Genomic DNA, 24975 nt, shown 5'->3' with positions numbered 1-24975 from the left:
TTATGAGACTTTCAGAGGCCATCCCGGAAAAATTAACTGAGACGCTGCTCAAAAGGCCTCTGCTGCAGATTCTGATCGCTGTAAATCTTGCTGGAACATTGTTCGGAGTCTACTACTATATTCCACAGTTATCCGCTACAGAGTTCTATCTCTGGCCTCTCATAGCTGATTCACCGATAGCAACACTGCTTTTATCGGCTTCGCTGTATATTTTACTCTCTGGAGGCCTCGAAAGATTATCTGAAGACGCAGAGAATCTTATCCATGCTCTAGCGTTTATAGGAAATATCAAGTACGGCCTCTGGACAGTCTTTGTACTTCTCCAGTTCAGAACTGAATTTATGGCGATCAATACTCTTCCTATGTATATTTTCCTGATTCTGTCGCATCTGGGGATGTTTCTACAGGCCTTTCTTGTTCTGGACTATATCGATGTAGAAAAGAAAGTTTTAGGCCTTGCAGCAGGATTTTTCCTGCTTAATGATATGGTTGATTACTCTCTGGGCGTGCATACTTCGCTGCCTGAGGCACAGGGCCTCTACTCGATAGTTTTTGCAGTTGCTTTCGCTCTTACAGTTGTCTCGAGCCTTTTGCTTTATTTTGAGGCCTTGGAACGTTGAATAGGTATTTTTGCAGAAAAAATATGAGGGGAAAATGTGGTGGCTGTTTTGAAGCTTTATTCGGAGATTTCTCCGAATGCGAACTTTCTTCCTACGCTTGTAATCTCTACATCGTAGGTTTCGCCGACTTCTCCGCCAGGTACGAAGATTACGAATCCTTCTCTCCTTGCGATTCCGTCGCCTTTACTTCCAAGATCTTCGACTTCCAGTTCAACGATATCTCCTTCGCTTACAGGCTTGTCGAAATCTTCTTCCTCTGAATCATCTGTTTCTGTAGTCTCATCTGCTTCGTGGAACTCAGTTTCTTCCTCTTCGACTTCTTGAGTCTCCTCGACTACTTCTTCCTCTTCTGGTTCAGAATCTTCAAATTCCTCTGGGTTTTCTGCTTCAGCTGCAAAACTTTCGTTAAATTCAGAATCTTCTGTCATATGCGAAAAGCACCTTATAGTGTACAAAAAACAGTTACACAGCTTTATAAACTCAATCATGAGTCCGGGGAAAAATCTGTTCTCTAAACTCGGGAAAAAACTGTTAATAACAGGCCTCTGTAAATTAACTTATGCCTCAGAAACAGTGTCCTTTCTGCCAGTTGATCGCGAATCCCGGCCAGTTGAAAGTAGTCGGAGAAACGGAAAACTTCTACGCCTGGCTGGATATCAATCCACGGGCGAAAGGATACACGATGATAGTTCCCAAGGAACACAAGGATTCCATCGAAAGTTTCTCTCCGTCAGAGTATCAGGAGGCGATGAATCTTACACGGAAAGTCGTTGACAAGGCAAAGAAAGGCCTCGGTGCCGACGGCGTCTCCGTAACGATGAACATGGGAGAGGCTGCCGGCCAGATGGTGCCGCACGCATACATACAGGTATTCCCGCGCTTTCAGGACGAGGAAAGCTCCGGTACGCCTACAGGAGCGATCTTCCAGCCTCACGAAGAAGCGAAGAAAAATCTCGATGAGATAAAAGATAAGATGGCGTCAGTTGATTCAGGCTTCGGCGAGACGACAAAGGAGCCGCATCCTGACTCAAAGAAATTCAAGGAAGAAGAAAAGGCCTCTGAAGAAAAAGATACTTCCAGGAATTCTGGAGATGATAAAGAGGCCATCGACAAGATAGCTGAACAGATCGAAGGTGATTCACCGCTTTCATTGGGAGGCCTGACGGATTCTTCGGATTCCGGCAGTTCTGATAGTTCAGATGAGAAGAGTTCTGGAAAGTCTGTAGAGGCCTCTGAGGAAGAGGACGAGGTACGTATAGAGGATGGTTTCGAGGGAAGAAGTTTTGAGTGGCAGTAGATAAATTTTGAAAGTCTTGGCGTCGAGTTTTTCTTTATGTCGTGGAGTGAATACGGTGCAGAGGCTCTTGATTACAGTGTTGAGTCTGCTGATTTTCTCTATGATTCAAGTGCGGCTGTTGAGATTTCTTCGGCCTCTCCCGGCGGTATGGAGGCTGCTGCGGTAGTTGCGTTGATAGGTGGTTCGACTTATTTTGGTTACAGGAGGTCGAAGCAGATGTGGCAGGAGCTTGAGGAAGAGTACCTTGAGGACTAAAAATGTTTTTAACTTTCAGAAAGTGAGGCCTGTATTATGACCGACTACAGCCCACAGGAGATTGAGGAAAAAGTTCAGGAGTACTGGGATAATAATAATGTAAAGCAGAAGGTTCGTGAATCTACAGAGGGTAATGAGCCGTTTTTCTTGATTGATGGGCCTCCATATCTGAACGGAAGTCCGCATGTCGGTCATATGCAGGGGAAGGTCATCAAGGATGTCATGCTCCGTTTCAAGCAGATGCAGGGCTACGATGTCCACGATCAGGCAGGATTTGACACGCACGGTCTGCCGAACGAGCTGGCGACGGAAGAACATCTCGGGATAGAGGACAAGAACGAGATTGGCGACTCGATTTCCGCGAAAAAATTTATTGAAGAATGCAAGAAGAGAGCGACCTCGGCGAAGGACGACTGGCAGACAGTCATGGAGGATCTTGCGATCTGGCAGGACTTCGAAGATCCGTACATGACATTCGACAATGACTACATAGAGACAGCCTGGTGGCTTCTGCAGAAAACAGACGAGCAAGATTTACTTTACGAGGGCAGGAAGCCGATCCACTGGTGCCCAAGATGTCAAACAAGTCTTTCCGGATACGAAGTAACGGATGAATACCAGGAGATTGAGGATATTGCTGTATTCGCAAAGTTCCCTCTCGAAAACAGAGAGGAAAAACTTGTAATCTGGACCACGACTCCTTGGACGATCCCTTCCAACATGGCAGTCTTTACTCATCCGGACTACCAGTATGCTATCGTTGAAGCGGAGGGAGAAAAACTCATAATCGCAGAACAGCTCGTATCTAGAGTAATGGAGAAGAAAGGCCTGGAAGAAGATGATTACACGATTGAAAGAACTTTGATCGGTTCTGATCTGAAAGGCCTCAAATACGAGACTCCTTTCATCGATGAGATCCCAAGACAGCAGGAACTTGACGAAGAATCGGGAGTACACCGTGTTCATAACTCTGAGGAACTTGTAACTTTGGAGGACGGTACAGGCCTTGTCCACGCAGCTACAGGGCATGGACCGGAGGACTATGAGGAGACAAGGCCTCTGGGCCTACCAGTTTTCTCGCCGCTTGACTCTGAAGGAAACTACACTGAGGAAGCGGGAGAACTAGAAGGTAAAAATGTCCTGGACGTTGATCCGGAGATCATCGAGATGCTTGAGGACAAAGGCCTTCTTTTCTATCATGAAAGTTTTGAGCACGAGTATCCTCATTGCTGGAGATGCAAGACAGAATTGATTTACAGGGCTGCTGATCAGTGGTTCATCGAGAATGAGGAAGTCAAGAATAGGATGCTTGAGGAGAACGAGGATGTGGACTGGATTCCGGAAAGCGCTCAGAGGCGTTTCGGTAACTTTGTCTCAGAGAGTCCTGACTGGTGTATTTCCAGGCAGAACTACTGGGGGATCCCGATTCCGATCTGGATCTGTAACGATTGTGGCGAAAAGGAGATAATTGGAAGCTTTGACGAGCTTGAAGAACATGCGGGTGAACTGCCTGAGAACTTTGATCCTCACAAGCACGTGGTCGATGATATCTCGTGGAGCTGTGGCTGTGGCGGAGAATACGAGAGGATTCCGGATATTTTCGATGTATGGTTCGACTCGGGGATCGCTCCGTTCGCCTCCCTGCACTATCCGTTTGAAGAGCAGCCGTTTGAGGATATGTGGCCGATGGATTTCATTACAGAGGCCTCGGATCAGATCCGTGGATGGTTCTACTCATTGATGTTCACAGGTATCCTCGGCTTCGATGAGGCTCCTTACGAGAAAGTGCTTTTCCAGGGCTATGTCCTGGATGCAGAGGGGGAGAAGATGTCGAAGTCTCTTGGAAATGTTGTAGATCCGGTGGATCAGGTGGAGAAGTTCGGTGCTGATCTGCCGCGTTACTACAGCTTGAGAGTTGCTGCTCCATGGGAGCAGACGAACTATGATGAATCTGAGATTGAGGAGGAGATTTACAGGCTTCTTTCCGTGTTCTGGAACACTAAAGAGTTCTACACTACGTACGTCGATGAGAGGCCTGAAGAGCCTGAACAGCTTGAAGTGGAGGATGAATGGATTCTTTCAAGGATTAACTCGATAGCTGAAGAGGCCTCGGAAAAAATAGATGATGGTAGGTTCCACAGGGTGACGCGAGAGCTTGAAGAGTTCATCTTGAATGATCTTTCACGCTGGTACGTCAAGAAAGTACGTGGAAGAGTCAAGCAGGGAGATGAAAAGGCCTCATGGACTCTTGGACAGGTATTGGAGAAGTTGAATCGTTTGATGGCGCCTTTCACTCCGTACATAACTGAGAGAATTTATCAGGATCTTGAAGGTGGTGTGTCGGTCCATCAGGAAAGTTATCCTGAGTCTGAGGAGCGTTTCATCGATGAGGATCTTGAGCGTTACATGGAGCTGACACGTGAGATTGTTGAGAAGGCTAACAAGATCCGTGATGAGGAGGAATACAATCTCCGGTGGCCTGCGAAAAGGCTCGTAATCTCGACGGATGGAGAGACAGAGGAAGGCCTTCAGCCGCTTCTTGAGCTGGTTGAGGAGATGGTTAACGTCAAGAAAATCGAGTTTGGGGAGGTTGCCTCGAAGCTCTCCGCTAAGCCGGATTACTCCAGTCTTGGTCCGAAGTTCGGCGGTTCAGCTGATGATGTGGCAAGGAAGATCGAGGAACTGGAACATGATCAGGTGGAGCAGCTTCGTGACCTCGGCGAGATAGAGCTTGACGGCCACGACGTCGGAATCGACGATGTCGAAGTGAAGAGCGAGACCCGTGGAGAGGCCCACAGCAAGTCCTTTGAGGAAGGAGAAGTTTTCCTTGATCTGGAGGAGACGGAGGAGCTTGTCGAAGAGGCCTTTGTCAGTGAAGTGATCCGTGCTATTCAGGAGAAGAGGAAAGAGGCAGGCCTTGAGGTACATGACAGAGTGAAGCTGTCTTTCCAGGGAGCTGAAGACGTGCTCGGTGAGTACACTGATCGCGTTGAGAAGCGTATGAACGTCGATGAGATCGTTTTCGGCGAGGAACTGGATTACAGTGGTGAGGTCAGTCATAGAGACCTCGAAACTGTATTTTCCTTTTCCGGGCCTGTAGAATAAAAAAGACTGCAGGTGAATTGTAGGCTATGCAGTCTGAAAACTTGAAGCCGGCAGTGGAATTTCTGAGGAACGCCTCGGAAAACGAAAAAATCGAGATAGTACATCACTGGGATATGGATGGCACCAGCTCGTCTGTAATAGTCTCCAAGATACTTGAAGAAGTTAGAGGCAGGCCTGCTGATAACGTCACAATCCCGTATGAGAGGGCCTATCATCTTGAGGAAGAGGACAGGAAGCGCCTTGAAGAAGTCGATAGATTGATCGTACTGGATTTCAATCTTGAAGCAGATGAGCTTGAAGAGCTTGAAGAAGAGTATGATCTGGAGATACTTGTCGTGGATCACCATACTTTCGGCAGGGAGCCGGAAGTTCCTTTCGTGAATCCAAGGACTGAAGATGGAGAGGCCTATGTGCCGTGCAGCAAGATCTGTCTTGATATATCTGCAGAATTCGGTCTTGAGGATGGTCTGGACTGGATCGCAGGACTTGGAGTGATCCAGGACTTTGGTGTTAATTCGTGCCCGGAGCTTTTCGAGAAACTTGATGAAAAATACGGCACATACTTCCCTGAAGAGTTGACACAGGAAGAACTTGCCAAAAACTGTGAATACGGAAGATACTCCAGTGTATTAAATATCAAGCCGTACAGGGACTCGAAACATTTTGCAAAGCTTGCATACCAGGCCCTGATGAACTCTGGGGAACTGCAGGAGCTAGAGGCTCAGGAAGAGTACAGACAGGTCTACGAAGTCTACCTGGAGATGCAGGACGAGTTCAACAGGATGATGGAAGACTATGAGGAAGATAGAGAGATCAACAGGGATAAATGTATAATTTTCTTCGAGATCGACTCTGATTTCAACATTACATCCTCTATAGCAACAAATATGTCCACTAAGACACCGGACTGGATCCACCTTGTTATACAGAAAGATGATGAGATAAACATCAGCGCCAGATGCCAGTCAGGCCGTGTAGACCTTGGAGACTTGCTTCAGAAGGCCTTGCCGGAGGATGCTAAGAAGGAAGGTGCTGAAGCCGGAGGCCACAGGAAAGCAGCAGGAGCCTCGATGGACAAGAAGTACTACGAGGAGTTCAAGAAAAATTTCACGGAGATTGTATAGAGCACGTCCAAAACCAGTATAAAGGCCTCTTGACAAAAAGAGTACTATGGGAATGAACAACGACAAGGCGGAGAAACAGAAAGAGAAAGCCAAGGAAATGCTCGGTATCGGCGACGACAGAGCGAAGGAACTTTTCGACGAAGACAACAAGACTTCACATAAAGAACAGAAATCTAACTAGAGAGAAGGCCTTCACGTATTTTTACCAGTTTTCCAGGCCTCCTTCTTATCTTTATCTATCTTTGAATTCTATTTTCTATTTCTCTCGATTATCCTGTTCCTGATATACCACAGAGGGAAATCTATCAAGGTATGCAGTACAGGATGGTACTCCGGATTGAAATGTTCAAGATGCGCCACCACCAGATCAGATTCCATCCTGTCTCTTTCAAGGCCTCTGTAGTCCGTCAGATGTACGCTTTTCCTCCTTCTTTCATCCCTGTAACTTGAGGCCTCCGGAAAATATTTCGTAACTCTTGTACGCTCTGTTTCCTCCAGACTGTCCCTACATCTCTCAAAGAGTTCCTCAGGTACTGCGGTATCGTAACTGTATCCCGAGTGTTTCTTCAGGTAATCGATTATAGGCTGTGTACCGGTCACTGAAAAATCACTTCAGCCAGTGAGATTCTCCCTCGTTATCCTCTATCTCAAATCCAAGCTCCTGTAGACGATCACGGATCAGATCACCTGTCTCGTAATCAGCTTCTTTACGGGCCTCGGCCCTGAGATCAACAAGCAGATCAGCCATCACTTTTTCCTCCTTTGAGAGGCCTGGCTCGAGATCTACACCGAGTACCATGAAAAGTTCCTCGATCTTTTCAGCTACTTCCTCATCCAGCAGACGATCCTTCTCCAGTTCAGAGTTCGCCCTGTTCACATACTTCATCAACTCCTGTTTCGCCTTCGCAGTATTCAGGTCATCGTCCATGAAATCCCTGAAATTTTCCTCCAAGGCCTCTGTATCAAGGAACTCCTCGCCAGGATTCTTCCTTATCTTCTGCACGACATGCCGGGCTTTCCTGACTTCCTTCTCCGCTTTTTTCAATCCGTCACGGGAGAAATCCGTCTCTGTCCTGTAATGCGAAGAAATTAGGTAAAGCCGGATAGCGTTCCCGCTGAATCCTTCATCAAGAAGCTCACGTACAGTGTAAAAATTTCCTTCCGATTTCGACATCTTCTCCCCTTCCACCTGGATGAACTCGTTGTGAAGCCAGTACCGGGCCTGTCCCTCTCCAGAAGCGGCAAAGGCCTGTGCACGTTCATTCGGGTGATGCGGGAAGATATGATCTTTCCCACCTGCGTGGATATCGAACTCATCGCCCAGATATTTCTGGCTCATAACAGAACATTCAAGATGCCAGCCAGGGTATCCAACTGACCAGGGCGACTCCCATTTCATCAGATGGCCTTCGTCAGCGTTAATCCATAAAGCAAAGTCGTACTGATTTCTTTTCTTACCATCGTGTTCCACACGGGCCTGAGCCTCTTCCTTCAACTGTTTCAAATCCTTATTAGCCATGTCGCCGTATGGATAATCTTTTGCAAAGGCCTCTACATCGAAGTAGACGTTTCCATCGACTTCGTAGCCGTATCCGTTTTCTATTATCTTTTCGACGTAGTGGATCATCTCGTTGATGTGGCCTGTCGCACGAGGCACGATGTCCTGTCGCTCAATGTTCAGGGCCGTGGTATCTTCGAAATAACGCTCGATCTGGTCCTCGACAAGCTCCATAGGCTCGATGTCCATCTCTTTCGCTCTTTTCTCGACCTTGTCCTCTCCCTGATCGCCGTCGTCTGTCAGGTGGCCTACGTCTGTGATGTTCTGTACGTGGCGGACGTTGAATCCTTTCCACCGCAGGTACCGGGTGAGTGTGTCCCAGGCTGCGTATGCCCGTGCGTTTCCGATGTGGAGATCGTCGTAGATTGTCTGCCCGCAGCTGTAAAACGTTACCTTTCCTTCTTCAATCGGTTTGAACTCTTCTTTCTCACGCGTCAAAGTATTGAATAGCTTAAGTGTCATTAGTTATCGGCTCCGAGCAGCACTATACCTGATTTTGGGACTTCAGAATTAAAGGCCTGTCGAAATACTCTCAAAGGAACTGTTCCTCGAGGCAGAAATCTTGCTTCTGCAGGGACAAAAATGATCACTGCTCATAAACTGGGATTCACAAAAGAAAAGTTAAAAAATTGGCCTATCCACGACAGAAAAACCTGATACCGGGATTCATGTAAGAAACCTGAAAGCATCTAAAACTAGGCCTCTCAAATATCCCTGTGAAATCAGTTAGGAGGAAGTTTGAAGAGGCCTTCAGAAAGATACGCAGCGAACTGAAGGATTTTGAAGGCCCGAAGTTCCTGACAGGGAGAAGAATATTTCTGCTTGCTTTAATGGCTATACCGGCCCTGTTCCTGACAAGCTACTTCGCAGCGTTCACTCTGATGGTCTTGACAGTGGCATTATCTCTCACAGTAAACAGGTACAACCTGAACCGTTTCGGACTGGAACTGGCAACTTTCTCAACTGTGACAATGGCTACAGTATTCGGACCAAGAATCGGTGCATTACTAGGCCTAGTCTACATCTGCCTCCAGATGTTCTCCGGCAGCACGCCAGGCGTCTACATGATATGGGTAGTACCCAGTTACGCAGCTGCAGGCTACCTAACAGCAGGCCTCAACATCGACATAGTGACACTGGGAATATACACATCAGTCACTCTGCAGTCAATCTTCACACTGATGACTTTCCTGACATCCAGAGGCCGACTTCCAAAATTCATACAGTACGTAGTATTCAACCTGGCAATCAACTTCTTCCTGTTCAAAACAGTAGCCAGGCCTTTCCTATCGGCTGTAGGGGTCCAGTAAAAAACTTCAGAATATCGGTGCTTTCTTCATCTTCTCCAGGAACTTCTCCTGCCTATCTCTTTCCTTGATACGTGAGGCCTCTATATCTCCAAGCTCGTCGAGAAGATCTTCAGGACTCACCCATTTAACATCGGAGAGATCTTCACGGGCCTCGGCATCCCTTGTATCTGATTCGACGTGGTACAGCGCCTGTATACTGTCTTTCTCGCCTTCATCCCATGCAAAAGTTTTCACGTCGATTATCTGGTGTACCTCGACTTCAAGGCCTGTCTCCTCTTTCACTTCTCTCTTGACAGCTTCCTCGAACTCTTCTCCTTTCTCCAGGTGGCCGCCAAGAATATGCCATTCGCCGCTTATAGGATGCCCTTCTTTCTCCTCTTTCTTACCTATCAGAATCTTTCCATTGTTTGTTATCAGGGCCTTGACGACAGTCCTGAAATCATAGATTTCATTCGAACCAGAAGATCCATCCGAATCTTCGCCAGTCCTGGACTCTTCCTTACTCAAAAAAATTTTCACACTCCTCTATAACTTTTTTACAGGCCCTGATTTTAGAATCCTTCGCTTCAGGTATCTATATCCAGTTTCTCGAAATTTTTCCCGAGAGTCTCCAGACCATCGATATCATCCAGTTCATCTGCATCGATCCAACGGAACTCGCTGTGCTCGGAATTCAACGTTACACCGGAATCCTTCACAAGCACAAGAAAAGGATGTACACAGAAAACTTTCCCGCCTGTATCATCGACAAAGCTATCGCCGCTTCTAAGAATTTTCCCTTTCAGGCCTGTCTCCTCCTCCAGCTCCCGTAGTGCGGCGTCTTCAGCCGCCTCATCTTCCTTGATCTTCCCTGATGCAAAATTCCATTTTCCGGGATTAATTTCCATGCTATCGGCACGCTTCAGAACCAGAAATTTCTCTTTCTCTGGATTATACGCTACAGCCACAGAGACATCGACAGGATTATTCATCCTCGATCACCCCAAGACTTTCAAGGGAGCGAAGATTTCCCAGAGCATCAAGATCTCTCAACTCCGGAATTTTACTCCACTGGAATTCAGAGTGCTCTTCGCTGAGAAAGACTTCTCCAGAGGCCTCTACAAGGAAAGGGAAGATGCGCCAGTATCCAAGTTCTCCGCTGCTGATATAGCATTCACCTTCCTCAACTATTTCTCCTTTCAGGCCTGTCTCTTCCTGTAGCTCTCTTATAGCGGCGTCTTCTTTCTCCTCGTTTTCGATTTTTCCGCCTGGAAAGTTCCAGAGGCCTGAGCTTGAAGTTTTTTCCGAACGTTTCAGTATCAGGAATTTTTCATCGTCTTCAGGCACTGTCAGAGCTACATCGCCGTTGACGATCCCGAGATTTTCCAGAGCCCGGTACTGGCCCAGTGTCTCATATTCGTAGAAGTCGTGGAGATCGATCCACTCAAAATCTTCGTGTTCCCGTGAAAGATCATCCTGTGAAAGCTTTGAGGCCTTCTTTTTCCCGATTTCGATAAGTACAGGATTCAGTACGTATTTCCTGTCGTCGCTGGATCTGTAACTTTCCCCGACTTCAAAACTTTGTATTTCGTCTTCTGAGAGGCCTAGATCAGTCTCCTCGTTCAGCTCCCTTATCGCAGCCTCTTCAAGATTTTCGCCTTCCTCTACTTTTCCGCCTAGGAACTCCCAGTAGCCATCTTTAGATCTCAGGCCTATAAGATATCTCTCATCAGGAGTTTTCACAACTGTCTGCACGACATCGATTTTATCCTTCATAGAAAATTTTTCAGGCCTCAAGGTTCAAGAAAATTTTTACTCCAGAGACTCACACCAAAAAACACTTAAGTTGTCACTAGTAAATAACAAGTGTGATGGTTGGTTATTCCTCGATAGCCGGCAAGTCTCTGGATGATCTGGAGAACGATATAGGATATCAGGAAGTTGAACTCTCCAGGATAGAGATAACTACCTAGAAAATTTTTCTTTCTCAATTATTGTTCAAAAATTAAAGAGAAAAATTGTTTGAGGCCTTTACTTGACTTTTGAGCCTTTCTTCATCGCATCTTCAGGCCTCAGAAGCGAGACGTTTTCATCTTCGTCTTCAGCAGCAAGCATCATGCACTCGCTTTTCTCGCCTCGAAGCTCTGTTGGCTCAAGATTTGCAAGCACCACTACAGTCTTGCCTTCAAGCTCTTCCTTCTCGTAGTGGTTTTTCAGGCCTGCGCATGTCTGGAGGACCGCCTCTCCGACATCGACTTTGACTTTGTACAGTCTGTCTGCGTTTGGATGATCTTCCACGCTTTGTACTTCTCCGACACGGATATCCATATCGGTGAAGTCCTCAAAGCTTACGGTGTCGGTGTTGAATCCATGTTCTTCTTTTTCTTCCATATTATCTTCCTCGTCTACTCCTTTTTCCTCTATGTCGATCTTTTCGAAAAGTATCTCACGTTCTCCAAGCTCGTGGCCGGGCTCCAGGCCTCCGAGAAGAGGATCCACAAGTTCATCTACTCCTTCAGACGTGTGTATATCCGTGTTCAGCATCTCCCCGATCCTGCGGGAGGTTTCTGGTGTGAAGGGGTAGAGTGTGGCGCCAAGTGCACGGATTATCTGAAGTGAGACATGAATCGTCTCCTCTCTTTGATCCTCGTTGTTCCACGGCTCTTCCTCGCTCAGGTACTGATCGCCCAGTCTGGCAAGCCTGATAGATTTCTCAAGGCCTTCCCGGATATCGTGATTTTCAAAGGCCTCACAGTATTCTTCTACAAGATTTTCTGCTTTTTCGACTGTTTCTCTGTCTTTATCTGTAAGATCTCCGACAGGTACTTCGTTGTCGAACCATTTCTCCGCCAGTGAAAGCGTTCTGTTCACGAAGTTTCCGATTGTATCGTTCAGGACGTTGTTGATCTCGGCCTCGAAATCACTCCATGAAAACTTTGCATCATGATCCTGAGGCAGCTTCCTTGCCAGGTAGAACCTCCAGTAATCAGCCGGATACATCTCCAGTGCATCTTCTGTTGAGAGGCCTGTACCTCTGGACTTGGAGAACTGTGTATCCTCCGCCATCAGGAACTGCTGGATGAACTCGTAATGCGGAAGCTCGTACTCGATATCTTCCGTAGAGGCCCCGATAAGCATCGAAGGCCAGATAACTGTGTGGAATATTGTGTTGTCCTTCCCGATGCTGTAGTAAGTATCCGAGTCCGTCCAGTAATCCTTCCACTCATCTCCATCATCGAAAAGCTCTCTCGTGAATCCGATGTAGCCGATCGGGGCATCGAACCAGACGTACAGAACCTTGTCTTCGTACTGTTTGCTATCTATCTTTTCCACGTCAAGGCCTTCTTCCTCGATCCTCTCGTTGACTCTGTCAGCTGGTATCTCGAATCCCCAGTCGATATCACGTGTAATACATCTCTGCTCCGTGTTCTCGATGGCGTTCTCCACTTCGTTTATTATGGAATCAGGCACGGGCTGTGAATCTGCGTTTTCCAGCCAGGCCTCTAGCTCATCCTTGAACTGCGGAAGATCAAGATACAGATGTGTCGTCTCCTTGAACTCGATATCGTTTTCCCCGCAGATCTGGCACTCCGGCTCGATGATCTCTTCAGGCTCGATAAGCTTACCGCATTCATCGCACTGATCGCCTCTAGCAAGGCCTCCGCAGTGAGGACACTCGCCCTCGATGTAACGGTCCGGAAGGAATCTTTCATCGTTGTTACAGTACGGCAGAGTCTGTTCCTTCTCGGTTATGTAGCCGTTCAGGTACAGCTCCTCGAACATGTCGTGAGTCTGCTTCCTGTTGAACTCGGAGTTAGTATTCGAGTAGATGGAGTAATCCATCTCGAAATCTTCAAGTACATTTTTCACTTTCCTGTGCTGCTGCTCGGCAAGTTTCTCCACATCCATGCCGCGTTCCAGGGCCTCAAGCTCCAGAGGTGTTCCGTGGACATCGCTTCCGCCTATGAACTCGTTTTCGACACCTCTCACATCCAGATACCTGTGGAAGATATCCGCAGGCAAAATACTTCCAACTATATTCCCCAGATGTGGAACTCCGTGGATATAAGGCAATGCAGCAGTAACCGTGACTCTTCTATTATCAGTAATTTTTGATTCACCTGCAAAAAATTCAGGCCTGAAAACTCTTTAAACTGACTGAAAAAATCCTCCGGGAACTTTTTCACAGAGTCCTCTTACCTGAAACATGGAGGCCTCTACTTCCCACGCTGTACAGGTACTGGATCTCCTGCAGCGAAAGAGCGTGACTGTACACACGGACGTCGTTCATCTTTGCCAGCACCTGATCGTTCGCATCGTATCTTTTCCCGATTGAGACAAATGAATCCGATGTAGTGTTGCTTGTCGAGGCCTCTGCCTTTTTCTCTGCGTTCATGTAGAACTCGATGCTTCCATTCCGCAGCACGCCTGTCCACAGCATCCACTCGCCTGAAGGAGGATTAGCACCTGTAACGATAGCCTGAGTGTTAAGAGCGCTGAAACCGTACCGGGCATCATCATCGTCCCAGTAAAGAGCACACGCACCGCCGTTGTTACCGTCCTGAACATCGACGTAACGCTCCCAGCTGTTACCGGCGTTCCCCGTGATATAGATCCACGCAGATACGCTGAGAGAATCCTTGCCCGCCGAGATCACATGACTGTCAATCTTCACGTAATCATCATTACCATCGAAACTGTACGCACCGGAACCGAACAAACCTGAAGCACCCATAGAAGCACCGTAGACTGTTCCATCAAGGCCTCTACCCGAGTAATCGTACGCCGTACTTCCGGATGTCTCAGTTAGAGGCCAGTAACCACGCAGCGTCAAATCATCCACCTCATGAACTTTTCCTCCCCGTCACCTGAAGGCCTCTACTTCCAACATTGTAGAGGTACTGGATTTCGCTTTCTGTTAGAGGCCTGTCGTAGAGTCTTACTTCGGAAAGGTTGCCGCTGTACCAGTGATCCAGTCTTTCCTCTTCTACGCCGAAAAACATCTTTGTGCTCTGTATGCTGTATGTATAGTTGAAAGGACTGTTCGGGGCCTCCACGCCGTCGATATAGAATCGTAGCTGCGAGCCATCGTAGACTGCGGTGAGGTGATGCCAGTTGCTATCCGGTGTGACACCGGAATCAAAGTCACCGTCGCTCCAGCCGTGGACACCCCATTCATCCTGTCCTGTTATAGCCAGTGCAAAGTGATTGCCCGCGTTCTGGCCTCTATGGAATCCTGCCAGCATCTGCCAGCCAGTCGAACTAGAGGCCTTCGCCCACGCAGAGATAGAAACAGGATCAGAACCTGAAATACCCATGCTTTCAGAAGAACTGACATAACCATCACTACCGTTAAAACCATACGAATCTTCGGCCAGAGGCCCGTTATCTCCCTGAGTTACACCACCGTTCACAGATCCATGATACTCGTTCCCCGAATAATCATAGGCCGTCCCCGAGGCCTCGTTAAGAGGCCAGTAACCAATTAAACTCAAACCAGTGTATCCTCCTCCGAAATTTTTGAAGGATTTGAAAGATTGTACAAGGCCTGTATCTCCGGTTCGGAAAGTTTTCTGTTATAGAATCTTATATCATCTATTTTTCCGTCAAAGTAAGTTCCTCCTTTCTGTCCTATCCACCAGGAGTTGCTGTTGGTATCCTGACCGGTCGAGTCCGAATAAGAGTTTTCTTCGACGCTGTTGACATAGATTTTTCTGACGCCTCCTGCATACGTGAAAGTTATGAGGCTCCATTGATTCAGAGGAACTGAGCCTGCAGACGAGTCGAAGAAGTGGTTATCGGTGTTCCAGTCATGCAGAAATCTTATCGCCCTCTCGTCAGAGGCCTCTCTGTATTCCATCTGAAGGTCAGCGTTGTCGTTGAACGGTCCTTTCGCAAGTATTCCAGGATTATTGGCACTGCTGTTTCCCCGTGGATAGATCCAGCAACTGATAGTATACGGCTGTGTAAGAGTGTAATTATCTGGATCAGGGATCTCAACGTAGTCATCCGTGCCGTCGAAACTAAGAGAATAACTTCCCAGCTTGCCGGAAGTCCACATGTTATCCGCTGAGGTGGTACCGGAACCGCCGGGTTTAAGAGTTCCATCATTAGATAAAGCGGTGCTGTCAAAGAGAGTGCTGCCAGAACCAGAACTCATAGGATAATACGCTACAAGGCCTCTAGTTAAACTTCCGTGGAAATATCCCTGTTCCAGGCCTCCGCCGGAAATTTTCTCTGTAGCGGTTCCAGATGAGTCCTGTGGATTCTGGAAGTCGTCTCCGTTCCAGGAAAGTTTCGGCATGTACAGTGTTTCTTGCGCTTTGTTTTTACCGTTTCCCTTGAACGAAAGGTTAACAAAACTCGAGGCCTCAGAGATTTTCTATGGAGAAAGTATTTTTTGCTACAAGTAACGAAGGGAAACTGGCGGAGATGGAGCCGAAGTTTGAGGAGAGAGGCCTTGAACTTGTACAGGTGGATGTCGATGTCCCTGAGATCGATGCGATGGATGTCGAAAATGTTGCGGAGCAGAAGGCCAGGGATTCGCTGGAGGCCTCTGAACTCGAAGATGAGCTTCTTATCGTTGAGGATACCGGATTCTACGTGGAGGCGATCGGAGGATTTCCCGGTGCCGAGGCAGCTTTCTTCGCAGATACTGCAGGAGCGGAAAAATTACTTGATCTGATGCGCGGCGAGGAAAACAGAAAGGCCTACTTCAAGACAGCTATAGCAGTTATAGAAGACGGGGAAGTGAAAGTTTTCACAGGGAAAATGGAGGGCAGAGTACCTGAAGAGAAGACAGGAGAATCACATCCACATCTACCGTACAACAGCTACTTCATACCTGAAGGAGAGGAAGAATCCCTGGCACAGGATCAGAACTTGAAGGACGGAGAGTTCCACAGGAACAGGGCTGTGAAAAAGTTTCTGGACTGGCTGGAAGAAGAAAAAGAACTGTGAAAAATTTCTTTGTTCGAGGCCTTTTCCCGCTTTTTCTCTATATTATTCTTCTGCGTAGCTTGTGGAGGCCTGTCAGGACGTAGTCCGGTACCTGTTCGTCTTCAGCTTTCTTCAGTTTTTTCTCACTGATGTCGCCGGAGAGGACTGCTGCGGTCTTCATCCCGAGCTTGTTACCTGTCTCGATGTCTGCGAGACGATCGCCGATGAAAAGTGATTTGCCGGGGAAGTAGTCGAAGTAATCCTTGAAAACTTTCCTGTATTTTTCAGTTGGCTTGCCTACGAGCTCAACTTTTCCGTACTCCTTTACAGCAGAGTTGAAAGGCCTCTGATGCGGCAGTTCCTTGGATTCACGTCTGAAAGTTTTCTCTGTACTGCATGTGTAGACTGTGCCGTCTCTTTCGATTATCTCTTTTAATTTGGAAATTTTGTCGTAGTTGAAGTTCCTGTCAAGCCCCATAACTGCTGTAGAGGCCTCTTCAGTGATCTCGATGTTTTTCTTCCCTAGTTCCTCTACCAGGCCCTGTTCGCCGGCTGCGTAGACTTTTCTGGTATTGTTCATAGCCAGAACTTCCGCTGCAACATATCCAGAAGTAATCACGTCCTCTTCTTCAGCAGGAATCCCCATTGAGGAAAGTTTATCGGCGTAGGCCTTCCTTGAAAGCAGTGTGTTATCTGTGTGGAAGTACACGTTCTTTCCTGCATCTTTCAAGGTGTCTATAAGATCTTCTGCTCCTGTAACTGATTTATCCCAGTTCCAGATTGTCTTGTCTAGGTCGAAGAAGAAGTTCCTGTAATTATTGATTTCCATATCACTGTTTTTGGATTGAAGATTTATATGAAGGATTTTTCAGGCCTGCTGAAGCTCCGACACCTTTTTCTACTAATTTCCCGAAAAACTCTACTGTGGCAGAGATCCCGGGCCTCAGGTATGCAGTAGTTTTTCTGTTTTTGACGTCAGCTGCAGCTTTTGTACAGGCCTCTCCGCCGAGCGAGCCGGGTGTGTCTCTGGAGGATCCGGTTTACAGCACTGAGGATGCTTTCTGTCAGGCCTACTATGAGGACAGCGAAAATGAGAACGGCGATATCTACGTTAACTGGCGTGTAGGCGGTGCAGAGGTTTACACTCAGACTTTCAAGGATATACCTTCGGGTTCAACAGTTGACTCGTATCTTGATGCCGGCAACTACACTTATGATCAGGGCCTGGTATGTGAAGTCGTGGCGGAGAACAGCGACGGCACTAACACTTCGATGGATGATACTCTTGTGCAGACAGCGGTTCCCGAGATAGTGGACGGCCCTAACTTCCATAACTATACTGATCAGCATGAGTTCAACGTCTCCGCAGTCGTCAGCGACGATGAAGGTATAGATGATATGGAGACATGCTGGATCGAGGCAGAGGCCTCCAGCAACTCTATATACAGGGAAATGGAGCTGCGGACAAGTTACGGCGATGATACACAGGCCCGATGCTTTTACTCAAGTATAGGTGAAGACAGTTTCAACGTTCTGGAGGAAGTCAACGTCACAGTAAAGCTGGATGATACAGTAAGCAACGTAGGGAAGAACTCGGCTAACAACACTGTTCCGAACAGCGAGCCACAGATCTTCGATGTCAGGCCTGAAGATGACAGCCGTACATCAGGCAGCGAGGTAACTTTACAGGCCAACTTTCTCGACAGCGATGGAGAAACTATCGATGTAAGATTTTACAGTTCACAGGCCTCTCCAGAGACAATATGTACAAGAACTCTAGATCAAGGAACAGTTCAGTGTGAATGGGAGGGAATAGATTCCCTGCAGGATTATCAGTGGCGTATAGATGCCTCCGATGGCTACGAAACTGTTTCAATGCCTTTCAACTTCAGAAATATTGTTTCATCACAGGTCAGGATGCAGACAGCGTTCAATCACAGATATGATTCCGTAGTCACCACTACAGGAACTTCACAGGTAATCAGGTACCACGTATCCAATACGCATGACGAGGTGAAGTCTCTAACTTCTACAGTTGAAGGCCTCAACGCAGAATTCCTGAACGATGAGATCAACAGCAACTGTCTTGATCAGGACTGTGCCTACGAACTAAGTCCTGGCGAGATGAAGGAACTGGATATACGTTTCCAGCCAGAGGCCTCTGGAAAATTTATACTGAATGTTACAACAGTTAATGAAGAGTTCGAGATCAACTCAAAGAACTCTATGGAAGTCTTCGTTAGAAATGCTGATAGAACGACCGCATCAGTTCCAGGTATAGGTTTCCTGCAGCTGGCGGTCTTGCTTATGTTTTCTACTCTTTACTATTCTGTACGACTCTGACGATGTATCCTGCTACTCTGTTTCTCAGTTTCTTTGATTCGAACTCGTCTGTCTCTTTAAGTGCTTCCTTGTTCTCGTCAAAGTCCTCTGAAAACTTCTCTGGTTCAGCGTCAACAAGATCTTTCGCAAGCCTTTTGATGTATGTCTGGCGTACCTTACTCATAAAGACTACACTATCCGGTAAATTTCTTAAACCCTCTTGCTTAACGGGGCGAAATACAGGCCTCTACCTTGGAGAAAAACCCTGTTTTTCTGGAGAATTTTTCTCCTCGGATCGGATGGCGACTATAAAAGGCTTGGTGTGTAAATCTTCATTACAAGGAGGTGTTTTAGAGTATGGAAGGAACAGTAACGTTTTTCCACGACAAGAAAGGATACGGATTCATCGAAGCTGAAGAAGAAGATGATGACGTCTTTTTCCACGTCAGTAACCTAGAAGGTGAAGAGGTAGAAGAAGGCACAGAAGTGGAATTCGAGACCGAAGAAGGCGACAGAGGTCCCGAAGCAGTAAACGTCACAGAGAAGTAAGCAGCCAAAAAAAGTCTTAGAATTTTTTACCACATATTTTCCTATTATATTTTTCTCACAGTATCACGTCCCGGTTGTACAGTAACTGTTTAAATTCTCAACTCGAGAAAACTTTTCCATGACAGAACTGCTGTACTGCCCCGATAACGAGTACCAGAAAAGTTTCGAGGCAGAAGTCGAAAAAGTCGATGAAGAGGCCTCATATATCGTACTGGATAAAACGCTTTTCTACAAGGAGGGAGGAGGCCAGCCCGCTGATTACGGAAAAATTTTCTGGAAAGATAAAGAGGCCTCAGTCACTGATGTGCAGAAAAGACAGGGAGAAATACGCCACTACCTCGAAGGCCCGCTGCCTGAGGAAGGAGAAAAAATTGAGGGGGAGATCGACTGGGAACGCAGATACAGTCATATGAAGATGCATACCGCCCAGCACATCGTGTCGAAAGTCGTACTTGAGGAGTACGAGGCCTCTACAGCAGGAAATCAGGTGGGAGAAGACTCAAGTCGGATAGATTTCGAGCCAGCAGATTTCGATGAAAAGGATCTGGAGAAAATCGAGGAGCTTTCAAATGAGATAATCGAAGCCGATATAGAACTGGAGAAAAGTGAGAGGCCTCGTAGCGAACTGGAAAAAGAGACTGAGGACGGAAGAACAAATCTTGACCTGATACCTGATCACATTGATCCTCTCAGGGCTGTGGAGATAGGAGATATTGATATCTGTCCGTGTGGGGGTACTCACGTTGATTCGACGGGAGAACTCGGAGGTCTGGAGATAGTCGACAGGAAAAGTAAAGGCGCGGACGTGGAGAGGATAGAATTTGTCTTGAAAGATTAGTTCCATCAATTTTCCCTCTATCTCTTTCTCTATACTCGATACAATTTCTGCATTAGTCTAATCCCTCCAGAATTTTTTCCAGAAACTTTACATCTGAAAAAGTATTTTTAATAGGATTAAATAATTTTAGAGAGCCTTTATTTGATTAAAAGAGATTTAAGGCCTCTATTTGATTTTTCAAGGTAGTATAATCGTTCATTAATCTTATAAGATTCAGTATGTAATTATGTGCTATGGTGGTTCAGATGAGCTATAAATTCACCTGTGAAAGGTGTGGAAAAATGATCGAGGAGGCCTCCAGAATGGACTATGTTTCAGAGCTGGAGAAGCATTTCAGGAACAATCATCCTTCGATCGATCATTCGAAGTACGTTAGTCAGCAAAACATCTAATTTTTCTTCTTTGAAGATTAAAATCCGGGATTCTCCCAGTTAAGCTCTGTATAGTCAAGGCCTCCGTTAATGCCGTCCATGGTGCGTGTCCAGTAGTCGATCTGTGCTGCTGCAAAATCATCTCCTGAAGAGTTCCTGCCTGAGTGTATTATTGCTGTAGCGAGAGAAGGCTCGCTGAGTGACTGCATTGCTGCCTGTTTATGGACTGTGCTTTCATATTCAGTATCCTCTATGGCGCTGACTACAGGCCTGTCGTAGAATACAACGCAGTGTACTGTTTCAGGCCTTAATTCATCTTCGTTAAGTGTTGATGCCTTTTTGCTGTCGATTATCTCCGCTCCAGAAGCCTCCAGTATACTGTTTTCATCTATAACATTTTCTTCAAGCGCTGCATCGATTTTCTCCACTGTTAGCGATGCTCTTGTATGGTCTTGAGAGAAATCTGTATCGTCAGGATATGTGTAATGGCTTGTGAGGACTAGCTGGCCTTCTGAATCTTTTACTCGTCCGAGTGCAGCATAGAAAGGGTGATCTGACTCAATAAAATCGTATTCGTTGACTCCCTGATGATCAAGGTATCTTGAAAGAATTGCCTTTGAGTCCAGATCTGTTTCAACTGATTCTTGTGTCCTGTGCGGATACTGATCTACTATCTGTTCGATAGGCTCTGATTCAGCACTCATCCAGTACTTTTTGGGCTTCAACGTTTAACAGCTTTCCGCTTCAATCCAGATAATCCTCCAGAAAACGCATGGCTGGGATAGCGTATCCCGAATCAGCGTGCCAGTTCATATCACGATACTCTGTAAACGTCACCCATCTCCAGTCCTGCAGCTCGTCTTCAAAGATATCTATATCTCCTGAAAACTTCTCTGTATGCATAATCCAGCAGTTAACGCAGTCCATGTCTTCGACCTCTACACGGACGACATCTTCAAGGCCTTCGATCTCCAGATTAACTTCCTCTTTTACTTCTCTTCTGGAGGCCTCGAAACGATCTTCATCTTCCTCGATTTTCCCGCCCGGAAGCTCCCAGTAGCCGTCATTGTCCTTCACTGCAAGGAATTCGTCGTCTTTCTGTATCAGAACCTTGGCTACAGGGATCTCGCTCATATCACTCACCTATCTCGAACTCTATATCTGTCAAGGCCTCTGAACGCGTCCAGAGAGCCTTTGCCGCATCTTTGCTGTAGGATTCTTCAGAGGATTTCTGTTCGACAGGATATCCTCTCATGTTTGCGAGGCCTCCAGGCCCTATATACATCCCTCCTTCAGCATCCTCAGAGGTAGCAGCATACATCAATGGGAGAGCACCTTTTCTGGCACTCTGTGCAACTACAGTATTCATAGCTTTCATAAGGAAGTATCTCGTCTTCGATCCTTCAGCGATAGGTCCTCGGTACTGCAGATCCGTGGCAGCGTAGCCAGGATGGCATACAACAGATTCAACGTCTTCATCCTCCAGTTTTCTATCCAGCTCGTACCCGAAAAGTACGTTAGCCAGTTTCGACTGGGCATAGGCATCCCACTTGTTGTATTCATCCTCCATCATCAAGTCATCAAAGTTCATAGTCCCGTTCTCATGCAGACCGGAGCTCTGAGTTACAACACGCGTCTCACCGTCTGTATCACGCAAAATATCAATCAGATGCCCTGTCAATGCGAAATGTCCGAGATGATTGACACCGAACTGCATCTCGAAACCATCCTCAGTCTCGTCACGTGGAATAGCCATTACACCGGCGTTGTTACATAGAATATGTAGCTCACTGTTGTTCGCACGATATGCCTCTGCGAAATCCTTCACTGATTGCAGAGATGCAAGATCTATTTTCCGCACCTCGAGAGAGGCCTCCTCGACATCTTCTTCTATCTCTTCTCTCGCTTTTCTCCCTTTCTCAAGGCTTCTGCACGCCATAACGACGTGTGCGTTGTTAGCTGCGAACATCTTCGAGGCCTCAAATCCAAGGCCTGAATTAGCTCCTGTTACAATCACTTTTTTACCTTCAAGATCCGGTATTTCTTCAGAAGTCCATTTATCGTTTGAAAGGAAGTTCATTACAGGAAAAATTTCCCTCTTCAGAATCTTTAATCTTTCCCCTACTTCTCGTAGAAGTCGCCTTCATGCCTCTGCTCCTGATCCTTCTGGCTTCCAGGCTTGTTGGCACGAGGCCTCCCTGTATCAGGATCTTTACGGAAAGTCAGGCCTACATCCTCCAGGAATCGATCCATAGCATCTCCAATCTTCTCCGGTTCAGAGGCCTTCCCCTCCACTCCTGGCTCCCCGCTGAATACCATTCCACGGTCCGCTACATAGTCAAGAAGCAGGAGGTCGTGGTCGATAATCATGAGCGGCTTCTCCGTCTTTCTGGCAAATCTCTTCAGCATCTTCGCCAGATTTACACGGGCCTCTACATCAAGGTAGGCAGAAGGCTCGTCCAGAAGATAGATATCGGCGTCTTTACACAGACAGATCGCTATTCCAACTTTCTGTAACTCTCCTCCAGATAAATCCTCAAGATTTCTCTCGTAAAGCTCTTCAAGGCCTAGAGGCTCACCGATACGGTTCTCAAATCTTTTACTGTCTATGTTAACGTGTTTTCTCAGGGCCTGTTCTACTGTTTCATCCTGGGCCTCCAGGTACTGTGGCTTGTAGCTTATATCCACGTCCGGGGACTCTCCTTTATCGGCCTCTATCGCTCCGGCCAGCATTTTTGCGAAAACTGTTTTTCCAAGTCCGTTTTCCCCGAAAATTGCAAGTATTTCCTCGTCGTGGACTTTGCCGCCTTCAACCTCGACCTGGAACTCTCCATCCCCAAAATCCTTTTCGAATTCCGGGAACTCGAAGACTACAGGCTTTCGCTCCACCTGAGAACGCTTTGTACGATCAAACTCTATACTGTTTGAACGGAAACGGATATTCTCAGAAGGCAGATAGCCGTCAAGATACTGATTTATTCCCTCTTTAGTTGAAAACATGTTGGAAACCATTCCATATCCGCCCGGCTCCCCGTAGAAGATATGTACACCGCTGGAAATCAAGTCAAGAGTAGCCAGATCGTGTTCAACAGCCATAACAGATTTTTCCTCGCCCAAGGCCTGTATCTCGCGTCCTGCGTTAAGACGCTGCTTCACGTCGAGGAAAGACGATGGCTCGTCGATCATGTAGATATCCACGTCTTTAAGGACTGTAGACGCAATCGCAACTCTCTGAAGCTCTCCACCGGAGAGATGCTCAAGCTCCCTGTCAAGCAACTGCTTTATATCCAGATTCTCAGCTACTTCCTCCAGAAGGCCTCTCTCATCAACTTTTTCCAGAAGCTCACGTACAACACCGTCGTACACATCCGGCAATCTTTCAACCTGCTGAGGCTTGTACGCAGACTCTATCTCGTCTTCAGCCAGTTTCTCGAAATGTTTCTGAAGGCCTGTTCCACGGTACTCCTCAAGTATATCCTGCCATTCAGGAGGATTCTCGTAGTCTCCCAGATTCGGCTTTATCTGGCCGCTGAGAATTTTCAGGGATACAGATTTTCCGATTCCGTTTTCCCCGATAAGGCCTACAACACGGCCTTCTTCAGGTGTCGGAAGTCCGTAGAGCCGGAAACTGTTCTCGCTGAACTGGTGGATACGTTCTCCTTCCTCGAAAGGCAACTGGATCATCTGGATAGCTCCGTCGTACGGATACTTGTTGATAGCCATCTTGTGAGCCTCCATAACGTGCTCATCGTCGATGTGCAGCTCGCCGTTATCAGTCAAATAAAATCCGCCATCCTTCCCGGCACGATTCAACGGATCAAAATTAATCACAGTCTCACGCGCCAAGTCAGGCTCAATCTTCTCCTGATCCACCACTACAATAAAATCCTTCGAATTTTTTCCAGTACTCATAAACAGAAAATAACAAGAGAAAACTCTTAAAACCAGAACTCCACACAGGCCTCTACCAGAAAAATTCTAAGAAGTTTTCCTGGAAGTAGTATGAAGGCCTCTTTTTCCGACGTTGTACAGGTACTGGACTTCACTTTTCGTTAAAGGCCTGTCATAGATTCTTACTTCGGATATTTTTCCATTCCACTCGTTTTCTACTCCCCACTGTCCATATCCGATCTGTAGGTCTGTTGCTGTATCTTTCACGTCCGTTGTCTCTGATATTGAATCTATATGTTTTCCATCCTGGTATATTTTCAGAGTTGAGTTATCGTAAGTGAAGCAGATCTGGTGCCAGTTTCCATCGTTAGGAAAATCACTTACTTCGTAGCATTTCTGCCCGTCATATCCGAGACATACTCTGATACCTCCATCTTTCCCCTGTCCGTACCAGTATCCATTATAGGGGGAGGATGAGTTGAACTTTGCAACTATAACTTTTTCTCCGCTTGCAGAGGTTTTAACCCATGCGGTAGCAGAGATCGGTGAGCCATCAAGAACAGAACTATCTGCTATACTGACGTAATCATCAGAACCATCGAAACTGTACGCAGTATCTGCCAGAAGGCCCGTTGTTCCCTGTGTAACTCCACCATTCAAAGTTCCGTGATTCTCATTTCCGGAATGATCGTAGGCCTTTGATCCCGAGTTTTCGTTGAGAGGCCAGTAGCCGATAAGCGTCATTTATGCAGATTTTAGGCCTTGGACTAATTTATAATTTGTCAGAGTGTCAGAAGAAAATTTCTTAGAGAAAAAT

General features: G+C 46.8%; 29 protein-coding genes. 12 read left to right on the top strand and 17 right to left on the bottom strand.

The window, feature by feature from the left end:
• Window positions 1–2: 2 nt before the first annotated feature.
• Window positions 3–620: a DUF1405 domain-containing protein gene (locus ACK3SF_RS03890; RefSeq protein WP_414837385.1), complete on the top strand. Its 618-nt coding sequence runs from the start codon at window positions 3–5 to the stop codon at window positions 618–620.
• A gap of 56 nt (window positions 621–676) precedes the next feature.
• Here the strand turns inward: ACK3SF_RS03890 and ACK3SF_RS03885 are convergent, their stop codons facing one another.
• Window positions 677–1048: a TRAM domain-containing protein gene (locus ACK3SF_RS03885; RefSeq protein ID WP_414837383.1), complete on the bottom strand. Its 372-nt coding sequence runs from the start codon at window positions 1046–1048 to the stop codon at window positions 677–679.
• Between the two features lie 131 nt (window positions 1049–1179).
• Here ACK3SF_RS03885 and ACK3SF_RS03880 point away from each other — a divergent pair, with 131 nt between their 5' ends.
• From ACK3SF_RS03880 to ACK3SF_RS03860, 5 genes are read left to right on the top strand one after another with little or no spacing between them, the layout of a single operon-like run.
• Window positions 1180–1917: an HIT family protein gene (locus ACK3SF_RS03880; protein WP_414837382.1), complete on the top strand. Its 738-nt coding sequence runs from the start codon at window positions 1180–1182 to the stop codon at window positions 1915–1917.
• Between the two features lie 36 nt (window positions 1918–1953).
• Window positions 1954–2172 carry a hypothetical protein gene (locus ACK3SF_RS03875; protein ID WP_414837381.1) on the top strand — a complete coding sequence of 73 codons (219 nt, stop codon included), beginning with the start codon at window positions 1954–1956 and terminating at the stop codon, window positions 2170–2172.
• Window positions 2173–2208: 36 nt separating this feature from the next.
• Window positions 2209–5277, top strand: coding sequence for an isoleucine--tRNA ligase (ileS, locus tag ACK3SF_RS03870; RefSeq protein ID WP_414837380.1), 3069 nt, complete (start codon window positions 2209–2211; stop codon window positions 5275–5277).
• A 26-nt stretch (window positions 5278–5303) separates the two neighbouring features.
• Window positions 5304–6401 carry a DHH family phosphoesterase gene (locus ACK3SF_RS03865; protein ID WP_414837379.1) on the top strand — a complete coding sequence of 366 codons (1098 nt, stop codon included), beginning with the start codon at window positions 5304–5306 and terminating at the stop codon, window positions 6399–6401.
• A gap of 46 nt (window positions 6402–6447) precedes the next feature.
• Window positions 6448–6582: a hypothetical protein gene (locus ACK3SF_RS03860; RefSeq protein ID WP_414837378.1), complete on the top strand. Its 135-nt coding sequence runs from the start codon at window positions 6448–6450 to the stop codon at window positions 6580–6582.
• 68 nt (window positions 6583–6650) lie between these two features.
• Here the strand turns inward: ACK3SF_RS03860 and ACK3SF_RS03855 are convergent, their stop codons facing one another.
• Both ACK3SF_RS03855 and cysS read right to left on the bottom strand, forming a co-directional pair.
• On the bottom strand, window positions 6651–7001 hold the full coding sequence (locus tag ACK3SF_RS03855; RefSeq protein ID WP_414837377.1) for a hypothetical protein: 351 nt from the start codon (window positions 6999–7001) through the stop codon (window positions 6651–6653).
• 7 nt (window positions 7002–7008) lie between these two features.
• Window positions 7009–8421 (bottom strand): cysteine--tRNA ligase, encoded by a 1413-nt coding sequence (gene cysS / locus ACK3SF_RS03850; protein WP_414837376.1) that lies wholly within the window; start codon window positions 8419–8421, stop codon window positions 7009–7011.
• A 254-nt stretch (window positions 8422–8675) separates the two neighbouring features.
• Here cysS and ACK3SF_RS03845 point away from each other — a divergent pair, with 254 nt between their 5' ends.
• The gene (locus ACK3SF_RS03845) at window positions 8676–9269 is read left to right on the top strand and encodes a hypothetical protein (protein WP_414837375.1); all 594 of its coding nucleotides are present in this window, start codon (window positions 8676–8678) and stop codon (window positions 9267–9269) included.
• A 6-nt stretch (window positions 9270–9275) separates the two neighbouring features.
• Here the strand turns inward: ACK3SF_RS03845 and ACK3SF_RS03840 are convergent, their stop codons facing one another.
• From ACK3SF_RS03840 to ACK3SF_RS03810, 7 genes are all read right to left on the bottom strand, one after another.
• The gene (locus tag ACK3SF_RS03840) at window positions 9276–9776 is read right to left on the bottom strand and encodes an NUDIX domain-containing protein (protein ID WP_414837374.1); all 501 of its coding nucleotides are present in this window, start codon (window positions 9774–9776) and stop codon (window positions 9276–9278) included.
• A gap of 59 nt (window positions 9777–9835) precedes the next feature.
• Window positions 9836–10240, bottom strand: a complete 405-nt coding sequence (locus ACK3SF_RS03835) for an NUDIX domain-containing protein (RefSeq protein WP_414837373.1) — start codon at window positions 10238–10240, stop codon at window positions 9836–9838.
• Window positions 10233–11024, bottom strand: a complete 792-nt coding sequence (locus tag ACK3SF_RS03830; RefSeq protein WP_414837371.1) for an NUDIX domain-containing protein — start codon at window positions 11022–11024, stop codon at window positions 10233–10235. Before ACK3SF_RS03830 ends, ACK3SF_RS03835 begins: the two co-directional genes overlap by 8 nt.
• A gap of 255 nt (window positions 11025–11279) precedes the next feature.
• Window positions 11280–13358: a methionine--tRNA ligase gene (gene metG, locus ACK3SF_RS03825; protein WP_414838365.1), complete on the bottom strand. Its 2079-nt coding sequence runs from the start codon at window positions 13356–13358 to the stop codon at window positions 11280–11282.
• Window positions 13359–13431: 73 nt separating this feature from the next.
• Window positions 13432–14091: a LamG domain-containing protein gene (locus ACK3SF_RS03820; RefSeq protein WP_414837370.1), complete on the bottom strand. Its 660-nt coding sequence runs from the start codon at window positions 14089–14091 to the stop codon at window positions 13432–13434.
• 1 nt (window position 14092) lies between these two features.
• The gene (locus ACK3SF_RS03815) at window positions 14093–14743 is read right to left on the bottom strand and encodes a LamG domain-containing protein (RefSeq protein ID WP_414837369.1); all 651 of its coding nucleotides are present in this window, start codon (window positions 14741–14743) and stop codon (window positions 14093–14095) included.
• Window positions 14740–15552: a LamG domain-containing protein gene (locus tag ACK3SF_RS03810; protein ID WP_414837368.1), complete on the bottom strand. Its 813-nt coding sequence runs from the start codon at window positions 15550–15552 to the stop codon at window positions 14740–14742. Before ACK3SF_RS03810 ends, ACK3SF_RS03815 begins: the two co-directional genes overlap by 4 nt.
• An 80-nt stretch (window positions 15553–15632) precedes the next feature.
• Between ACK3SF_RS03810 and ACK3SF_RS03805 the strand changes: the two genes are divergently transcribed.
• Entirely contained in the window at window positions 15633–16208 is a 576-nt protein-coding gene (locus tag ACK3SF_RS03805) for a non-canonical purine NTP pyrophosphatase (RefSeq protein ID WP_414837367.1), read from the top strand.
• 37 nt (window positions 16209–16245) lie between these two features.
• Here the strand turns inward: ACK3SF_RS03805 and ACK3SF_RS03800 are convergent, their stop codons facing one another.
• Window positions 16246–17016, bottom strand: a complete 771-nt coding sequence (locus ACK3SF_RS03800) for an HAD-IIA family hydrolase (protein WP_414837366.1) — start codon at window positions 17014–17016, stop codon at window positions 16246–16248.
• A 95-nt stretch (window positions 17017–17111) separates the two neighbouring features.
• Between ACK3SF_RS03800 and ACK3SF_RS03795 the strand changes: the two genes are divergently transcribed.
• A complete protein-coding gene (locus ACK3SF_RS03795) occupies window positions 17112–18530 on the top strand; it encodes a hypothetical protein (RefSeq protein WP_414837365.1) in 1419 nt (472 codons plus the stop codon).
• On the opposite strand, the gene ACK3SF_RS03790 is transcribed toward ACK3SF_RS03795, so the two are convergent.
• Entirely contained in the window at window positions 18502–18693 is a 192-nt protein-coding gene (locus ACK3SF_RS03790; protein WP_414837364.1) for a 30S ribosomal protein S17e, read from the bottom strand. The two genes, ACK3SF_RS03795 and ACK3SF_RS03790, sit on opposite strands and share 29 nt — an antisense overlap.
• 173 nt (window positions 18694–18866) lie before the next feature.
• On the opposite strand from ACK3SF_RS03790, the gene ACK3SF_RS03785 reads away from it, so the two are divergent.
• From ACK3SF_RS03785 to ACK3SF_RS03775, 3 genes are all read left to right on the top strand, one after another.
• The gene (locus ACK3SF_RS03785) at window positions 18867–19058 is read left to right on the top strand and encodes a cold shock domain-containing protein (protein WP_414837363.1); all 192 of its coding nucleotides are present in this window, start codon (window positions 18867–18869) and stop codon (window positions 19056–19058) included.
• A gap of 118 nt (window positions 19059–19176) precedes the next feature.
• On the top strand, window positions 19177–19896 hold the full coding sequence (locus ACK3SF_RS03780; RefSeq protein ID WP_414837362.1) for an alanyl-tRNA editing protein: 720 nt from the start codon (window positions 19177–19179) through the stop codon (window positions 19894–19896).
• 245 nt (window positions 19897–20141) lie between these two features.
• Window positions 20142–20288 (top strand): hypothetical protein, encoded by a 147-nt coding sequence (locus ACK3SF_RS03775; protein WP_414837361.1) that lies wholly within the window; start codon window positions 20142–20144, stop codon window positions 20286–20288.
• A 17-nt stretch (window positions 20289–20305) separates the two neighbouring features.
• Here the strand turns inward: ACK3SF_RS03775 and ACK3SF_RS03770 are convergent, their stop codons facing one another.
• The 5 genes from ACK3SF_RS03770 to ACK3SF_RS03750 all read right to left on the bottom strand — a co-directional run bounded on the left by ACK3SF_RS03770 (window position 20306) and on the right by ACK3SF_RS03750 (window position 24902).
• Window positions 20306–20971, bottom strand: a complete 666-nt coding sequence (locus tag ACK3SF_RS03770; protein WP_414837360.1) for a hypothetical protein — start codon at window positions 20969–20971, stop codon at window positions 20306–20308.
• A gap of 40 nt (window positions 20972–21011) precedes the next feature.
• Window positions 21012–21401, bottom strand: coding sequence for an NUDIX hydrolase (locus tag ACK3SF_RS03765; RefSeq protein WP_414837359.1), 390 nt, complete (start codon window positions 21399–21401; stop codon window positions 21012–21014).
• Window position 21402: 1 nt separating this feature from the next.
• Window positions 21403–22347 carry an oxidoreductase gene (locus tag ACK3SF_RS03760; RefSeq protein WP_414837358.1) on the bottom strand — a complete coding sequence of 315 codons (945 nt, stop codon included), beginning with the start codon at window positions 22345–22347 and terminating at the stop codon, window positions 21403–21405.
• A gap of 41 nt (window positions 22348–22388) precedes the next feature.
• Window positions 22389–24179, bottom strand: coding sequence for a ribosome biogenesis/translation initiation ATPase RLI (locus ACK3SF_RS03755; protein WP_414837357.1), 1791 nt, complete (start codon window positions 24177–24179; stop codon window positions 22389–22391).
• 66 nt (window positions 24180–24245) lie between these two features.
• The gene (locus ACK3SF_RS03750) at window positions 24246–24902 is read right to left on the bottom strand and encodes a LamG domain-containing protein (protein ID WP_414837356.1); all 657 of its coding nucleotides are present in this window, start codon (window positions 24900–24902) and stop codon (window positions 24246–24248) included.
• Window positions 24903–24975 lie beyond the last annotated feature (73 nt).

It is taken from the genome of Candidatus Nanosalina sp. VS9-1 (genome assembly GCF_047555085.1).
Taxonomy (GTDB): Archaea; Nanohalarchaeota; Nanosalinia; order Nanosalinales; family Nanosalinaceae; genus Nanosalina.
This window is presented reverse-complemented; position numbering and strand designations above follow the sequence as displayed.

What these genes read in the sequence shown, in the direction of transcription:
- ACK3SF_RS03830 (WP_414837371.1), bottom strand. Translation starts at nt 11,024, where the DNA reads ATGAAGGATAAAATCGATGTCGTGCAGACAGTTGTGAAAACTCCTGAT.
- ACK3SF_RS03885 (WP_414837383.1), bottom strand. Translation starts at nt 1,048, where the DNA reads ATGACAGAAGATTCTGAATTTAACGAAAGTTTTGCAGCTGAAGCAGAA.
- ACK3SF_RS03860 (WP_414837378.1), top strand. Translation starts at nt 6,448, where the DNA reads ATGGGAATGAACAACGACAAGGCGGAGAAACAGAAAGAGAAAGCCAAG.
- ACK3SF_RS03750 (WP_414837356.1), bottom strand. Translation starts at nt 24,902, where the DNA reads ATGACGCTTATCGGCTACTGGCCTCTCAACGAAAACTCGGGATCAAAG.
- ACK3SF_RS03890 (WP_414837385.1), top strand. Translation starts at nt 3, where the DNA reads ATGAGACTTTCAGAGGCCATCCCGGAAAAATTAACTGAGACGCTGCTC.
- ACK3SF_RS03760 (WP_414837358.1), bottom strand. Translation starts at nt 22,347, where the DNA reads ATGAACTTCCTTTCAAACGATAAATGGACTTCTGAAGAAATACCGGAT.
- ACK3SF_RS03770 (WP_414837360.1), bottom strand. Translation starts at nt 20,971, where the DNA reads ATGAGTGCTGAATCAGAGCCTATCGAACAGATAGTAGATCAGTATCCG.
- ACK3SF_RS03765 (WP_414837359.1), bottom strand. Translation starts at nt 21,401, where the DNA reads ATGAGCGAGATCCCTGTAGCCAAGGTTCTGATACAGAAAGACGACGAA.
- ACK3SF_RS03880 (WP_414837382.1), top strand. Translation starts at nt 1,180, where the DNA reads ATGCCTCAGAAACAGTGTCCTTTCTGCCAGTTGATCGCGAATCCCGGC.
- ACK3SF_RS03785 (WP_414837363.1), top strand. Translation starts at nt 18,867, where the DNA reads ATGGAAGGAACAGTAACGTTTTTCCACGACAAGAAAGGATACGGATTC.
- ACK3SF_RS03790 (WP_414837364.1), bottom strand. Translation starts at nt 18,693, where the DNA reads ATGAGTAAGGTACGCCAGACATACATCAAAAGGCTTGCGAAAGATCTT.
- ACK3SF_RS03780 (WP_414837362.1), top strand. Translation starts at nt 19,177, where the DNA reads ATGACAGAACTGCTGTACTGCCCCGATAACGAGTACCAGAAAAGTTTC.
- ACK3SF_RS03805 (WP_414837367.1), top strand. Translation starts at nt 15,633, where the DNA reads ATGGAGAAAGTATTTTTTGCTACAAGTAACGAAGGGAAACTGGCGGAG.
- ACK3SF_RS03800 (WP_414837366.1), bottom strand. Translation starts at nt 17,016, where the DNA reads ATGGAAATCAATAATTACAGGAACTTCTTCTTCGACCTAGACAAGACA.
- ACK3SF_RS03810 (WP_414837368.1), bottom strand. Translation starts at nt 15,552, where the DNA reads ATGCCGAAACTTTCCTGGAACGGAGACGACTTCCAGAATCCACAGGAC.
- ACK3SF_RS03835 (WP_414837373.1), bottom strand. Translation starts at nt 10,240, where the DNA reads ATGAATAATCCTGTCGATGTCTCTGTGGCTGTAGCGTATAATCCAGAG.
- ACK3SF_RS03755 (WP_414837357.1), bottom strand. Translation starts at nt 24,179, where the DNA reads ATGAGTACTGGAAAAAATTCGAAGGATTTTATTGTAGTGGTGGATCAG.
- ileS (WP_414837380.1), top strand. Translation starts at nt 2,209, where the DNA reads ATGACCGACTACAGCCCACAGGAGATTGAGGAAAAAGTTCAGGAGTAC.
- ACK3SF_RS03875 (WP_414837381.1), top strand. Translation starts at nt 1,954, where the DNA reads ATGTCGTGGAGTGAATACGGTGCAGAGGCTCTTGATTACAGTGTTGAG.
- ACK3SF_RS03775 (WP_414837361.1), top strand. Translation starts at nt 20,142, where the DNA reads ATGAGCTATAAATTCACCTGTGAAAGGTGTGGAAAAATGATCGAGGAG.
- ACK3SF_RS03865 (WP_414837379.1), top strand. Translation starts at nt 5,304, where the DNA reads ATGCAGTCTGAAAACTTGAAGCCGGCAGTGGAATTTCTGAGGAACGCC.
- cysS (WP_414837376.1), bottom strand. Translation starts at nt 8,421, where the DNA reads ATGACACTTAAGCTATTCAATACTTTGACGCGTGAGAAAGAAGAGTTC.